The sequence below is a fragment of the Glaciecola sp. G7-5 genome (genome assembly GCF_055808975.1).
The window spans coordinates 2645461-2660144 of sequence record NZ_CM147892.1; the positions used below are offsets into that span (position 1 = coordinate 2645461).

Annotated in this window: 11 protein-coding genes and 1 pseudogene; 6 read left to right on the top strand and 6 right to left on the bottom strand. The window is 41.7% G+C overall.

The genetic code is table 11. The features are described from left to right. Nucleotides 1-30: 30 nt before the first annotated feature. Entirely contained in the window at nt 31-2499 is a 2469-nt protein-coding gene (locus AC0L6H_RS11670) for a PilZ domain-containing protein (protein WP_473389133.1), read from the bottom strand. A gap of 177 nt (nt 2500-2676) precedes the next feature. On the opposite strand from AC0L6H_RS11670, the pseudogene radA reads away from it, so the two are divergent. Continuing rightward, nucleotides 2677-4058: pseudogene (gene radA / locus AC0L6H_RS11675) on the top strand (DNA repair protein RadA). Between the two features lie 94 nt (nt 4059-4152). On the opposite strand, the gene AC0L6H_RS11680 reads toward radA, so the two are convergent. After that, on the bottom strand, nt 4153-5325 hold the full coding sequence (locus AC0L6H_RS11680) for a thiolase family protein (RefSeq protein ID WP_473389134.1): 1173 nt from the start codon (nt 5323-5325) through the stop codon (nt 4153-4155). Between the two features lie 258 nt (nt 5326-5583). On the opposite strand from AC0L6H_RS11680, the gene phaC reads away from it, so the two are divergent. The 5 genes from phaC to AC0L6H_RS11705 all read left to right on the top strand — a co-directional run bounded on the left by phaC (nt 5584) and on the right by AC0L6H_RS11705 (nt 10510). Continuing rightward, nucleotides 5584-7365 carry a class I poly(R)-hydroxyalkanoic acid synthase gene (phaC, locus tag AC0L6H_RS11685; protein ID WP_473389135.1) on the top strand — a complete coding sequence of 594 codons (1782 nt, stop codon included), beginning with the start codon at nt 5584-5586 and terminating at the stop codon, nt 7363-7365. Nucleotides 7366-7489: 124 nt separating this feature from the next. Then, the gene (gene phaR, locus AC0L6H_RS11690) at nt 7490-7915 is read left to right on the top strand and encodes a polyhydroxyalkanoate synthesis repressor PhaR (RefSeq protein ID WP_473389137.1); all 426 of its coding nucleotides are present in this window, start codon (nt 7490-7492) and stop codon (nt 7913-7915) included. 177 nt (nt 7916-8092) lie between these two features. Then, nucleotides 8093-8770 carry a phasin family protein gene (locus tag AC0L6H_RS11695; protein WP_473389138.1) on the top strand — a complete coding sequence of 226 codons (678 nt, stop codon included), beginning with the start codon at nt 8093-8095 and terminating at the stop codon, nt 8768-8770. Nucleotides 8771-8826: 56 nt separating this feature from the next. Then, nucleotides 8827-9177, top strand: a complete 351-nt coding sequence (locus AC0L6H_RS11700; RefSeq protein ID WP_473389139.1) for a phasin family protein — start codon at nt 8827-8829, stop codon at nt 9175-9177. A 112-nt stretch (nt 9178-9289) separates the two neighbouring features. Next, entirely contained in the window at nt 9290-10510 is a 1221-nt protein-coding gene (locus AC0L6H_RS11705; protein WP_473389140.1) for a polyhydroxyalkanoate depolymerase, read from the top strand. Between the two features lie 94 nt (nt 10511-10604). On the opposite strand, the gene phbB is transcribed toward AC0L6H_RS11705, so the two are convergent. The 4 genes from phbB to AC0L6H_RS11725 all read right to left on the bottom strand — a co-directional run bounded on the left by phbB (nt 10605) and on the right by AC0L6H_RS11725 (nt 14682). After that, nucleotides 10605-11327: an acetoacetyl-CoA reductase gene (gene phbB, locus AC0L6H_RS11710; protein ID WP_473389142.1), complete on the bottom strand. Its 723-nt coding sequence runs from the start codon at nt 11325-11327 to the stop codon at nt 10605-10607. Nucleotides 11328-11610: 283 nt separating this feature from the next. Beyond that, nucleotides 11611-12390, bottom strand: a complete 780-nt coding sequence (locus AC0L6H_RS11715; protein ID WP_473389144.1) for a 3-hydroxybutyrate dehydrogenase — start codon at nt 12388-12390, stop codon at nt 11611-11613. Between the two features lie 33 nt (nt 12391-12423). After that, complete coding sequence (locus AC0L6H_RS11720; RefSeq protein WP_473389145.1) at nt 12424-13479, bottom strand: extracellular catalytic domain type 2 short-chain-length polyhydroxyalkanoate depolymerase; 1056 nt, start codon at nt 13477-13479, stop codon at nt 12424-12426. Nucleotides 13480-13482: 3 nt separating this feature from the next. Continuing rightward, a complete protein-coding gene (locus AC0L6H_RS11725; protein WP_473394522.1) occupies nt 13483-14682 on the bottom strand; it encodes an E22 family MetX-like putative esterase in 1200 nt (399 codons plus the stop codon). Between the last annotated feature and the right edge of the window lie 2 nt (nt 14683-14684).

The window sequence follows — 14684 nt, forward strand, 5'->3', positions numbered from 1 at the left end:
TAGAAATGACGACTAAAAAGCCAATGCAATTTAGTCGTTTAGTTTGTTTTCTACATCATAACGGTACAGAACTTCAGAAGTAATGTCAGTTAAGAATAAAGCACCGGCGATGTCCCACATGCGCTCTTCAAAATAGGTAGCTTTATGAATTGCGTGTTGACTTAAATAGAGTAATTCATGCTCAATTTTTTCTAAGTCAGGCTTAAGGGCTTTATTTATCGTCACGCTAAAGGCAATGAATTCGCCATTTTGCTGAGCTTGTTTAATAAAACTTTGTTTCGCTCGGTGAGTCGACAATTCATATTGCCATTTGGCTCTTACGATATTTATAGACGGCTCGCTTTTGCTAGGCGTGGCGATATAAATTTCAGTTTTAATGGCTCGCGGATCAATCTTTAACACTTTCAAAGACTGATTTACGTAATCTTTTCCCACGTTATTGTCTTGGTATAGCCAAGCCAAGTTCACGAGCGCTAAGCTTTTGTCGTGATGTAAGAAATCCATCCATTTCGATCTCACTTGACTAACCGTTGCCATCGCAGGTAAGAAGCCTTGTTGTTTTTTCTCAACGTAAGCACAAAATTGCGGGCTGTTCTTTGAATGCAAGTTTCTAAGTGCAGACACAATTCCTGTTACCGGCTCTTCTACATCGACTTGTACAAGCTTGTCACCATTGTTGGTAATAAGCTGCATAAAGAAGTTTTCAGCCACGCTCATCTCGTCTAAAGAAACTGCCTGAACATGCAATACCTGTCTATCAATATTAATATGAACGACTCTATATTGGAGATTCTTTAACTCAAAATTTTGCGTGATTTGTTGTAAGCGCACAAAAGACAGTTCTACTTTACTGTTTAGTCGCTGAGTAAATGGCTCTTCTAGCTCAATTTTTAGTCCGCTTACCGATATATCTTCAGAAATACCACGAATGTATTGGCTGTTGCTTTTCAGCATGATCTGCGTTCGTAAAATATAACGCGCTTGCCTACGGGACTCTTCTTGTTTGTGCCTATATGATTTCACTAACATAGGCGGCTTGTTACGTGCGTGTCCAAAAGCCTTGAGCAACTTAATTTTATGCTTAAATATACGTTTGCTTTGATAACATTCTTGACCAGAACCACAGGTAATATCGGTAATACTAACCATATTACTAATCGCACTAAGCTGAGATTGTAGTCTCGGCGTCAAGGGTTTATTCAGGCGGTCAATTTTCTTGCTAACACCATCAGGAATCGACGTAGGTGAAAATGCGCCTGCCGGGTTGATGTCTGTACAAGTTACCTGATATACACGCCAGCTTACTTTTCTTGAGCCATAGCCGAGGAAGGTTGAAGCTAATTCGGGATATTGCTCCAGTTCTTCTTGGGTGGCTGAATAAAAATAGACTTTTTGGTCTTTAACATGGTTAAAGCAATAAATCGTCATTAGTGGATAGGCACTGCTGTCATGCAGCAACTGGTGTATCCTACTTGGATTGATTAAAAAGCCGATTAAATTATGGCCACGCTCATCAGTCCAATAGTCCAAAATATGTTTGTTGTGCGAATTCATCGACGCCATCGAAGCGCGATAAAAATCATGTTTATCACGAGTCACAAATACCGGAAGGGTAGGCGTGATATTAGCAAAGCTCTGTTCGTACACTTTGCTCGCCATCGACATTTCGACATTGTCTAAATTGACTTTGTAGCGATGCTTGTTGAGTTTAATCAAATCACTTACAAAGATATCAAAAGGACTATCGCCGTCGCTTTGTCTGTATAAGTGAATATTTGCTTTATCTGCTTGGCCACTTATTCTTACGACTTGATAAGAAATCGACTCACGACTCAGACCATGTTGTTTATTGACGCCTCTAAAGACAATCTGTAGTGGTTCAAACGCTTTGATTTTTTCAATCATCTTAGCGTCTTTTAACTTGATTCTAAGTCCCGACTCCGAGATGTCTAAGGTACTCGCTTGCGCGCTGCTTTTGTCTGCAAAGAAAACCTCGATGCCTACAACGTAGTTAAGACGCTCTTGTTTGCGGATAGGGAAATTGAGTAACTCTTGGCACGGAACAATGTAATTATCGTCAGGCAATACGAGTTCAGAACTAACGCTGCGTTTCTTTTGCGCGGCTAAAAACTGTTCTTTTTCTCTGTGCGCTTCTTCCAATACACCTTCATATACCCCAAAGGTATATTCGCCATAACGTTTTACCAGCTTTTCTAAACGCAGGATTCCGTTAATATTTAAGTAGTGAGCAATTCCATGATGATGGAACAAGCGGCATTCATCCTTTACGACAGTGCGTAAATCGATAGACCTTATACAAGGTTTTGCTAAGCGCTTTATTTCCATCTTCACCAAAAAGCGTAAATCAGGTGATACAGCTTTGGTCTGCCGTTCAAATTCGCTATTGAAGATGGGCTCGTTAACAAGTGGCGCAAGGCCCTGTATGACTTGCTTGTATGGAGACAAGTCTGGGCCATTGTCGGGTTTTCTACCCCCCAATGATTGCCCTTGGATGATTACGTTTTTGTGCATAGTTATAGGTATCGGAAACATCTCTTAATTTCTTTATAGCTATTTTAAAAATTTATTATTTTTATACTGTTGATCCTATCGGCTAGTTTAATTGAAGTTGGCATGTAGTATCATCATCTTTTTTCGAAAAAGGACTCATCTTTTATGGCAAAGGCGTCAAAAACCCAATTTGTTTGCACCGATTGCGGCCATAGCACAGCCAGGTGGCAAGGACAGTGTATCTGCGGTAGTTGGAATACGATGCAAGAAATGCGTATAAGCCCATCGTCAGGAGCAACATCCTCTGGGAAACGGGTTTTAGGGTATGCTGGCGGTCATAGTGCTGGTGCAAAAAAATAAATGACGTGGCCTCGGTTGATGCCCAAAAAAGCCCCAGTGGCATAGGGGAGCTTGACCGAGTGCTCAGTGGCGGTATCACAACAGGCTCGGTTAATATTATATCGGGTGACCCAGGTGCAGGCAAAACGACCCTTTTATCAGATCTTGTCGCAAAAATGTCCATGCGTATGTCATCGTTGTATTGCACAGCTGAAGAATCCTTATCGCAATTTAAGAATCGAGTTGAACGCTTAAAGCTTGAATACAACAATGATAATTTATTTTTGCTAAGTGAAACCAGCGTCGAAAGCATCATAGAGGAACTAGATAAGCATCAAATTAAGTTTGCGGTCATCGACTCTATACAAGCGGTAGTGACCGATGCTGCAAACGGTAGCCCAGGCTCGCCTTCTCAAGTAAAAACTGCAGCGCAAGCCCTAACTCAGTATTGTAAGCAAAACAACGTCACCATGTTTATTATTGCCCATGTGAATAAGAACAATGAAATAGCCGGCCCACAAACGCTGGTGCATATCGTCGACGCCTTACTTCATATCGACACTAACGATGGCCAGATTCGCACATTAAGAGCTAATAAGAACCGCTTTGGTGACGTAGATACTGTCGGTATTTTTCGTATGTGTGAGCGCGGCATGCTGAGCGTTGACAATCCCAGTGAAATTTTCTTATCGGGCTCTAGTACTCAATCTCCCGGCTCGACGATTACCTGCATTCGTAAGGGGAATCGTAATCTCCTATTGGAAATACAATGTTTAACGACTGACAACGAAGCTGAGTATCCTCAGCGAGTGTGTGTAGGTTTAAATATGAACCGCATAAAAATGCTAACCGGCGTATTGCGCAAACATACAAAAACGAAAATATTCCACGACACTTTCTTTAATATCGTGGGCGGCTTAAAAATTGATGAATCTGAAACCTGTATTGACCTTGCTTTGGTTGCTGCTTTACTGAGTAGCTTAAACGACTTCGTTATTCCTCGCACCAGTTGCATCATGGGAGAGTTAAGTTTAAATGGTGATGTACGTCCTATCGACAGTGGCGTACCTAGGGTGAAGGAGGCTGCGCAGCACGGCTTTACAGAAATTTATATTCCCCATCGAAACTACCATAAATCGATGGAAGGCCTCGGCGCAAAGGTAGTGCCGGTAAAGACCATTCATGAACTGATTGCTGTTATAAGTTAATAAGGCCATAGCAGGAGGGGGCAAAAAATGGCGTTTGATGACTTCTTTCAAACGCCGGTTTTTTTTAGTGCTGAAATAGCCTAAAGAGAATATCTTAAAGCATCTCTACTGCTAAAGCGGTAGCTTCTCCACCACCTATACATAAAGCCGCGACACCTTTTTTCAGACCTTGTTGTTTAAGCGCATGCAGGAGCGTAACAACGATGCGCGCACCTGATGCACCAATTGGGTGGCCTAAAGCACAAGCGCCACCTTTCAGGTTTACTTTTGCACTGTCTAGACCAAGCTTATTAATGGCAAGCATGGTGACCATTGCAAAGGCTTCATTTATTTCAAATAAGTCAACATCCTCTTTTGTCCAACCGGCTTTGCCTAGGACTTTTTCAATCGCACCAACAGGAGCGACGGTAAAGTCTTCCGGTTTTATTGCATTGGTCGCGTGAGCAACAATTCGCGCTAAAGGGTTAAGGCCAAGCGCTTTGGCTTTCGCTTCAGACATCACAAGTAAGGCCGCGGCACCATCAGAAATAGAACTTGAGTTCGCAGCGGTTACCGTTCCGTCTTTTTTAAAAGCAGGGCGTAGGCTTGGAATTTTATCAATACGCGCGTTCCCTGGGCCTTCGTCAGTATCGACGGTAATATCTCCTTTCCTAGATGAAACCGTTACTGGGCATATTTCATCGACAAAAGTACCATCGTTGATGGCAGTTTGTGCTTTGCTAAGCGAGGCAACCGCAAATTCATCCATTTGTTCGCGGGTGATGCTTTCGTCGTCCGCTGTATCCTGAGCAAAACAGCCCATTGCTTTGCCATCATAGGCATTTTCTAAGCCGTCCATCATCATGTGATCGAAAGTTTGGCCATGGCCCATGCGATACCCGGCGCGGGCTTTTGGTAATAAGTAAGGTGCACTGGACATATTTTCCATTCCGCCAGCAACGACTGCACTAGCGCTGTGGGCTTTAATTAGGTCAGACGCCAACATGATGGCTTTCATGCCCGAACCGCATACTTTATTGATGGTAGTCGCGCCAACACTCAAAGGTAGACCTGCGCCAAGGGTCGCTTGGCGTGCTGGAGCTTGGCCAAGACCTGCTGGCAAGACACAGCCCATGATGACCTCATCTATAGCATCAGCGGGAATACCATCAAGGGCTGCTTTTATTGCCACCGCACCTAAGGTTGGTGATGTCACTCCAGAAAGGGCACCCATGAAACCACCCATGGGGGTGCGTTTTGCTGCAACAATTACGACTGATTCACTCATGCTTTTATTCCTTACAATTATTTAAAAATTATTTTTTTAGTTAGCCAATATACAGTAACTAGCTAGTGTATATAGTATAGCGTGATTTTATTTTATGCGCTTACTGGCGGTCAATGTATAAATCCTATGCAGTGCGCTTATTCTAGGTTAAGGTAATCTAAACACTTGCTTGCTACAATGGTCTCAAAGACTAGACATTCAGTGACTAGCGACATAATCTAAGTGTACTAACGCGCGTTTCAAAATAGAGGGACCAATATGGAAAATAACGAAAATGAAGTAATGGCTTATTTAGAAAAATATGCAAGCGTATTCAATACAATGGCTCAAGAAATTTTGACTCGAAGTAAAAATGACAAAATCCCGGCCGCTGATCCTCAAAATTTATTTGATCCTCAAAAACTGCAAGGTTTTTTTAATAACAACGTAAAGCTTGATTCGAATAAGTTAATCGCGCAACAAATGCAGTATATGCAGCAACAAACTAACTTATGGCAACAAGCCTCTAAAGCAATGATGTCTCAAGAACTGGCAAAAGATACGCCCGCAAACACCTCAAAAGACAAGCGCTTTTCGCATCAAAACTGGCAAGAAAATCCTGTTTATAACTATATAAAAGAGTCTTATTTGCTCAATGCTGACATGCTCAATGGTATGGTTGACGCAATCGAATTTGCCGATGAAAAACAAAAAAATCAAGCTAAGTTTTACACGCGCCAATACGTGAATTCCTTATCTCCTTCTAATTTTGTTTTAACGAATCCAGAAGTGTGCGAAGAAATTCTAAAAACGAAAGGACAAAACCTTATTAAAGGTATGCAAAACTTTTTGGAAGATTTAGAGGATAGCCCACTAGAAGCTTTTAAGATGCGCCAGACCGACAGTGACGCGTTCACTTTGGGTGAAAATTTAGCGAATACACCGGGTAAAGTCGTTTTTGAAAACGAACTCATTCAATTGATTCATTATGAACCTATCAAGGCACGTCAATATGCGACGCCGGTCTTAATCACTCCTCCATTTATAAATAAATATTATGTACTTGACCTCGACCAAAAGAAATCTATGGTCAAAGGCCTACTTGAAAGCGGTTACGCGGTGTTTATGATTTCGTGGATAAACCCTGGGCCAGAATTAGCAGAGTATACATTTACCGATTACATGATTAAGGGGCCTTTAGTTGCAATTGAGCAAATTAAGACGATAAGCGGTCAACCACAAGTGAACTTAACCGGCTTCTGCGTAGGCGGCACACTATGCTCTACGTTGGTTGCCTATTTACGTGCGATTGGAGATGAATCGGTTGCGTCACTCACCTTACTAACAACGCTTTTAGATTTTAGTCAACCGGGCGAGGTGGGTAATTATTTCTCAGAAGATATGCTTCCTATGATTGAACAAAACGCTGACAATAAAGGGGTTTTTGATGGACGTATTATTGGCATGAGTTTTAGTTTATTGCGCGAAAACAGCCTGTTTTGGTCTTTCTTTATTGATAACTACCTAAAGGGTAAAGATCCCGCACCCTTCGATATTCTTTACTGGAATAGTGACTCAACTAATATTCCATCGGCTTGTTTCAAGCAATATTTACGAGCGACTTACTGGGAAGATCGATTGAAAGTGCCTGGTGGATTGACCGTCAACGGTGTAGGCATTGATCTAGGTAAGATTGACATTCCCACTTACTTCCTCTCTACCGTCGCTGACCACATAGTGTTGTGGAAAAGTGCATTCGAGGGTACCAAGCTAGTGAAGGGGCCAAGTCGCTTTGTGTTAGCAGGCTCCGGTCACTTGGCAGGCGTCATTAACCCAACCGTTGGAGGCAAGTATCCGCATTGGTTGAACGACCAACTCGCCGACACCCCTGAGCAATGGCTTGAAAATGCGACACAACAAGAGGGGTCATGGTGGCCTGACTGGCATAAGTGGTTACAAAATACTTCAGGCAAGAAAATTAAGTCACTAAAACCAGGCGCTGCTGACTCGCATCCGCCTCTAATGGATGCACCAGGTACTTACGTCATGAAACGTTTATAGCCTGCGCTTAGCGTTAATTTAGTTAAGTCAGTTGTGTTTCTTTTTATTTAGTCTATTCTTATGACCTTAGGTGCTGTAGCGACAGCACCTTTTTTTATGCTAATTTTAGTAGATTGAGGTTCATGTGAGAGTTATTAAGAAGTACCCAAATCGTCGTATGTACGATACTTCCCAGAGTAAATACGTAAATTTAGATTTTATTAAGACCTTAATAAACGACCGCCTTGATTTTACTATTATCGATTCTAAGACCGAAGCAGACATCACAAAATCTGTATTGCTACAAATTATCAGCGAATCAGAAGCGACAGGTGAGCAGTCTCTGTTAACCGATGTGCTCTTAAAACAGTTGATTCGTTTCTATGACAGCGACATGGAAGTTTTTGTTCGCCAATACCTTGAGCAGAGCATCGTGCAGTTTATTGAACAGCAAGATAAAGTCCAAGGAATGATGAAAAATATGGTAGACAACAGTCCAATTGGCCTATTTTCGCAAATGATGGAAAAAAATATGGCGGCTTGGAATGTCAATAAAAACTATAAAAAATAAAGCGAATTCAATGGCTTAGGGGTTTTCTTATGCATATTTCTTGTTCATTTTCAAAATAAATGTTGCAGTGCAACAAAAAAACACTTGATCTTCTGATTCAGTCAGCTATTATTCAGTTATACAAAATGTTGCACTGCAACAATACGCAGTAAAATGTTAACTGACTAGGAGCAAAAAATGTTGAATCAACTTTCTGAGCAAGTAAAAAAATCTGCACAACCGGCGAGTGACTTATTCGCAGCTAATGTAAAAGCTTTGCAGGAAGTAGCACAGCAATCAACTTCATTATTATCGGGTATGCTGTCTGACAGTATCAAACTAATAGAGTCAGTAGGTCAGCAAACCGAAATCAACGGTGTGGTTGCAGCGCAAAGCGTTTATGCAGAATCACTACGTGAGAGATTAAGCTCTACATCAAAAACGGCTTTATCAACCTTTGCACACGCAAGACAAGAGCTATCTGATGTGATGAAGAGCTCTCTCGAAACGTCTGAGACAAGTGCAACACCTGCAAAGAAAGCGGCACCTGCGAAAAAAGCACCTGTGAAAAAAGCACCTGTGAAAAAGACGGCTCCTAAAAAAGCAGCGCGTAAGAAAGCAGCGCCTAAGAAAGCGGAAACTGAAGTAAAAACCGCAGCAACAAACGCACCTGCGCCAAAAGCGAGTGAAGTTAAAGTAGACGAGACTAAAGCCGTTGAAAAAAAGGTGAGTAAGCCAGCTACTAAAACGACACGAGCAAAAACAGCAAGTGCAAAAAAAGCGTCAAAGCCAGTACCTACTTTAAGTGCTGACAACGTAAGAGCTACGCCTAAAGAAGAGGCAGCTAAAACAACTATTGATACACCTAATGCTTAAACCTTGAGTTAAGCCTTAGTTAACTATTTACTTTTAAATTAAACCGGAGATACATCATGTTAGATAAAATGAATGAGCAACTTAAAGAAACTATGAAGCCAGTAACTGAATTAGCTACTTTGAACATGGCAACTTTACAAGAACTAGCTGAAAAGCAAAATGCATTGTTTAGTACTTTGTTAAGCAGCGGCGTAGCGTTTGCAGAAACTGCTAGCCAGCAAAAAGACATCACTAGTCTTGCTGAAGCACAAAAAGCTTATTTAGAAACTTTGCAAGAAACTGTTAGTCAGGCCGCTAAAGATACTTATACTCTAGTATCTAGCACGCAAACTAAAGCGGGCGAAATGATGAAAGGTATTAGCGAAGAAATGGCTGCTAAAATGACAGCGGCTGCTACTGCTAAGTAATTTCTTTTGCAGTAAAATGCAATAAGCAATGAAACCATGACAAGCTTCAATCAAATGCGATAAGATTTTGTTTTTTGATTGAAGCTTTTTTGTATTAGATTATTTTGGAGTGATGATGAATTACCAAGCATACGATTATTTAGCAAGAAGCGGTCAGTTAATGAGCGAAGGATTTCGTCTTGTAAATGATGTGATATCACACCCCACAAATCCTTTTTCTTATACTTGGTCAGGCCGTATCGCAAGCGCCTCTCTACAATCTGCAATGCGTATTACACGGCGCTATGACAAGCTAGGTTTTGAAATAGACACTGTAGAGATTGATGGAAAGTCAGTTCCTGTCACCGAAGAAACGGTATTGGATAAACCTTTTTGTAAATTAATCCATTTCAATCGCAACGGCTTAATAGCAAAAGATAAAGTGTTGTTGGTCGCGCCCTTGTCGGGTCATCATGCAACCTTGCTAAAAGGCACCGTTGAAGCGCTGTTACCTGATCATGAAGTGTATATTACCGATTGGGCAGATGCTCGCGAAGTGCCCTTAGAAGCTGGGCCATTTTCATTCGATTGCTATGTTGGCTATTTGATTGATTTTCTTAATCATTTAGGTGACAACTCGCATATGATTGCGATCTGTCAACCCACAGTACAAGCATTAATTGCAACCGCAGTTATGGCTGAACAAAAGAACCCAAATATTCCAAAATCATTGACCCTTATGGCAGGGCCTTTAGATACGAGTAAAAATCCAACAAGGGTTAACGAATTTTCACGCGAACATCCCATGAGTTGGTTTAAAAATGTTGCGATTATGAAAGTGCCTATTGGCTATCCAGGCGAGGGCAGAGAAGTCTATCCAGGATTTATGCAACTTGGTGGCTTTATTTCTATGAACAAGCAAGCACATTTGAAAAAGCACCAAAAATATTTCCAAAACTTATTGTTCGGTGAAATTGAAGACGCTGATAGATTCCGCGCTTTTTATGACGAATATATGGCGGTGCTTGACATGCCAGCAGAATTTTATTTAGAAACGATTGAACGTGTGTTCAAAAACAATGAAATTGCTAATGGCACGATAGAGTATCAAGGCAAGCCAGTGAATTTTAGTGCGATCACCAATACGGCCCTGTTAACAGTAGAAGGTGCTGATGACGATATTTGTGGTATTGGACAAACGCAAGCAGCCCAAGATATTTGTAAGAACATCCCTAAAAATATGCGCAAACACCATGTGCAAACAGGGGCTGGTCATTACGGAATTTTCAGTGGCTCAATGTATCGTAAGAATATTCGCCCCATAGTGACCGCTTTCATAGACGATTACTCATAATCGTATCGGCATCCAAAAATGCAAAAAAGGGCTTACTATAAGCCCTTTTTTTGTATCTATCTGCGCATTAAATTTAATGCCATAGAATATCTTATTAATACATGTGTTGGCCGCCATTGATAGACAATGTAGACCCTGTAATAAAGCCTGAATCATCGTCAACCAAAAATGCGACACTGTTTGCGATATCTTCAGGCTTACCTAAACGCCCAACAGGAATCGTTTTAATAATTTTGACAAGAACCTCTTCTGGGACAGCGCGCACCATATCGGTGTCAACATAGCCTGGTGCAATTGCGTTCACTGTAATTCCTTTACCAGCACCTTCTAGTGCGAGTGCTTTGGTAAAGCCATGAATACCCGACTTAGCAGCAGCATAATTTACTTGGCCATATTGACCGGCTTGCCCATTTACAGAGCCAACATTAATTATACGACCAAATTGACGGCTACGCATGCCTTCGATTACGGCGCGGCAGGTATTAAAGCATGATGCCAAGTTCGTTTGGATTACCGCATCCCATTGCGCAAAGTCCATTCTATGCATGGTGCCATCGCGCGTGATGCCAGCGTTATTAACTAGTACATCAACCGGGCCATATTCTGATTCGATGTCGGCTATTGCTTTTGCGGTAGCGTCAAAATCTGAAACATCAAATTTAATCGCAGGTATGCCAGTACGCTCGGTAAACTCTTTAGCTTTTTGATCATTCCCGCCATAGTTGGCGATAACTTTATAGCCTTTATCGTGCAACTTCTTACAAATTGCTTCACCTATACCCCTTGTGCCACCTGTCACTAACGCTACTCTTTGCATTGTAATATCCTTTCTATTTTATTGTAGATTAATTAGATTTATCTATTGTGAATTTTATCGAAAAATGATGAATCCATCGTTAACATTATTAATACCTGCTAACCTTTTTATTGATAACACGTTTAACATTTAATTTATAGTACATTTAGTGGGCAATAATAATAATGATACTTTGGTCTGTTTCAAAACTCGATGAAATGCAACAACTTAAAAAGGGGAATAGCTGCGGTAGGTGGCCTTAGCGCAAAATGCGCTAAGGCCATAAGGGAAAGTCCTATAAAGTTTATCTAGCGGTCCATCCACCATCTAATATTATGTTTTGTCCGGTGATGTTTTTTGCGCCATCGGCAAGTAAGAAACTAGCCGTACTGGCAAGTTCTTCTATCTCGATAAACGCTTTTTTAGGCATGGGTGCTAGCATTATATTTTCTACGACTTCTGCCTCTGTCATTTTATTTTCTTTGGCCTGGTCTGCAATTTGCGCTTCAACTAAGGGGGTTTTGACATAAGCAGGACATAAATTATTAATAGTTATGTTTGCGTCTCCGGTTTCAAGTGCGACGGTTTTAGCAAAACCGACAAGCCCGTGCTTCGCTGCTACATAGGCTGACTTGAACGGCGATGCAACAACTGAATGAATGGAGCCTACATTGATTATTCTTCCATAATTCTGCGCGCGCATTTGGGGGAGTAGAGCTTGTGTAAGCATTGCCGGGCCAACGAGCATCACATTTATCAGAAGTTGCCATTTTTCAGGTGGGAAATCCTCAAGTTTGCTAACGTGTTGAATCCCTGCATTATTTATTAATACATCTATTTTCGTCCCTGCGAGAGTGTCGCTTAACTTGCTAATGGCGTTTATATCGGTCACGTTCAACTCTATTGCTTGTGCGGGCGCGCCAAGTCTTGAGATAAGTTCGCTCGCTTTTTGTGCAGCTTGCAAGTTTAGATCAGCAACGATGATGCGATGACCCTGCTTAGCTAAGTATTCACCGATACCTAAGCCGATACCGCTGGCACCGCCAGTAATCATGATGGTTTTTGAAGGGGTGTTAGCGTCCATTTTTTTCCTTTTATCTTGCTTTAAACGTAAATTTTATTGATTTAAATAATCTTGCAGGCTGAACACCATTTGGTGGACGGCACTTATCTGTTTACCTTGCTTGTTAAGGTAGTTTTCATCGGTATAACCCCACCAGTCCCAGCAAGCTTGGGGATTCATTGGCATTAAACTAGATTTTGCAGTTTGCGGATAAAGCACAAGCAGATTATTGCTTGCGGCCCATTCATTTAAACCGACATTTGTTGCATACTCTTGTCCAATATTATCGATTGACTGGTTGCATCCATGAAAACTGATGTGTACTTTGCATGTTTCACCTTTGGCGCACGCATTTGGTACATAAACAAAACCTTCTTCGTTCATGCCCGTGTTGTTTAATTCAGCCAGTGCTGATTGCTTGAACGTAATCAGTTTACCTTGTTGCTTGCTCTCCTCTTTACTGACCGCTGGCCTTAATGTCTCATCTTGACTCGTTGTTGCTATAAAAGAAAGCATCTCACCTGCCGCATCAAATCCGCATTTACCAATAAACGGCGAGCTCGCTTCATCACATGCGACGCCGGCATTGGTGGTAGGGAACAAATGTGCAAATGGCTTATCATTGATATAGCGTAGATTTTGCGTTTGTATCAGTTGTTGGTATTGAGCGTGTAGAGCGTCAGATACTTGGGCAATGATTTTCGTATCTAAAGTGCCATGAAGTATCCACACCTTATCGTTGATGAGCTGATTAATATTGTCACTCATCTTGCTTTTAATGTCGGTAATCGTTTCAGGGTATTGAGTAGGTGCTTTATTTACACATTCGCCAAGGGCTGTCATGATGGAGTTTCTAGCACAACCATATGGGCCCCCTGCAATAAGCCCAACACCAGAAACCAAATCAGGGTGTGATAAGTGAAATTGCGTTGCCATGTAAGCGCCAGATGACAAACCAGAAAGAGTAACTGTAGAAGTGTCTAGAGTAACTTTGTTGCCCTTTGTTTCAGTATCTACAGCGCAAGCGAGTGTTGCACTTAGAAGAAAACCGAACAGCGCGACGATGCTAAGGCTTGATTGTGCTTGTTTTGCGGTTTGCCTAAATTTCATCTTTTACTGTTCCTTTTTCGCTATCGGTTTGTCGTTTATAGGCAGTATCGTTGAATCTGCTAAAAATGCTTTGATGGTGCTGGCGTGTTTGACTATCCCTGCAACACCTTCTAAATGACCTAAATCGCCGGTTAAATACTCAAGCTGGGATTGTTGACCATTTTCCGCTAAGGTTTTATGAATTTTTTCTGCGTGATAAGGCATTAGCAATAAATCGGTTGTAGCTGGCAGCAATAAAACCTTTGCTTTTATCCGTTTTAAGCCATCTTCTAAAGTGCCTTGCATACCCGTCATGAAAAGTTGATTGGCGCGGACTAAGTATAAGAGATGGTTAGCATCCATCATCGCTGCGCGCTCGCCCGCTCGCCCTAACAGCCAATTCACTATGCTGGGTTTTGCGGTGATACTTTCTAATATATCACTTTGCATAGGGGAAAACTCAAGTTGTTCACCAACTTGATTAAAGAAGTTAGGGTGCAGTGCTGACTGCGTAATCATCGCTAGTGCGTGAGTTAAGCCCTTTATTGGCCATTGCGTTTTTGGTTTTGAATAGTAATCACCTTGGTGATAGTTTGGGTCTAGGGTAATGGGTACAGTCCATTGCTCTAAAAACGCACTTGTCCAAGCATCCGCGCTACCAGCGCCAATGACTGAAATAAGACGTTCGACCCAATCAGGGTAAGCGCTAGCCCACTCTATTGCTTGCATAGACCCCATTGAAGGACCTGCAACCGCATAAAGTTTGCTAATACCAAGGCTTTCAAGTACCGATTTCTGCACATTGACAAAATCGCGCATTGTGACCACGGGGAAACGTAAACCATAGGGTTTATTGGTATCTGGGTCGATACTCGCAGGTCCGGTGGTAATTACGTTTTCATCAAAGGCACTAATATTGACTAACGAATCGACACTAATCACAAAATACTTGTTGGTATCGATTGCTTTGTCAGGGCCTATGATCGCATCCCAATACCCGGGTTCTGCATCGTCAATGTGATATTTCCCGGCTGCATGGGAATTACCGGTAAAATAGTGGGTAATCAAAATCACATTAGACTTATCTCTATTTAGCTCCCCGTAACTTTCCCAGCCAACGCGCACATTCTTTATGGTTTTACCGCCAAAGGTCGTAAACTTATCTATGCGATGTGTTTGTTTTTCTACCATCATAAAACGATCATTTTCCTTTGCTAGCAGCATAG

Excerpts from the sequence above, each read along its gene's own strand:
- AC0L6H_RS11680 (WP_473389134.1), bottom strand. The coding sequence starts at position 5,325 with ATGAGTGAATCAGTCGTAATTGTTGCAGCAAAACGCACCCCCATGGGT.
- phaC (WP_473389135.1), top strand. The coding sequence starts at position 5,584 with ATGGAAAATAACGAAAATGAAGTAATGGCTTATTTAGAAAAATATGCA.
- AC0L6H_RS11695 (WP_473389138.1), top strand. The coding sequence starts at position 8,093 with ATGTTGAATCAACTTTCTGAGCAAGTAAAAAAATCTGCACAACCGGCG.
- AC0L6H_RS11700 (WP_473389139.1), top strand. The coding sequence starts at position 8,827 with ATGTTAGATAAAATGAATGAGCAACTTAAAGAAACTATGAAGCCAGTA.
- AC0L6H_RS11705 (WP_473389140.1), top strand. The coding sequence starts at position 9,290 with ATGATGAATTACCAAGCATACGATTATTTAGCAAGAAGCGGTCAGTTA.
- phbB (WP_473389142.1), bottom strand. The coding sequence starts at position 11,327 with ATGCAAAGAGTAGCGTTAGTGACAGGTGGCACAAGGGGTATAGGTGAA.
- AC0L6H_RS11715 (WP_473389144.1), bottom strand. The coding sequence starts at position 12,390 with ATGGACGCTAACACCCCTTCAAAAACCATCATGATTACTGGCGGTGCC.
- AC0L6H_RS11720 (WP_473389145.1), bottom strand. The coding sequence starts at position 13,479 with ATGAAATTTAGGCAAACCGCAAAACAAGCACAATCAAGCCTTAGCATC.
- AC0L6H_RS11725 (WP_473394522.1), bottom strand. The coding sequence starts at position 14,682 with ATGCTGCTAGCAAAGGAAAATGATCGTTTTATGATGGTAGAAAAACAA.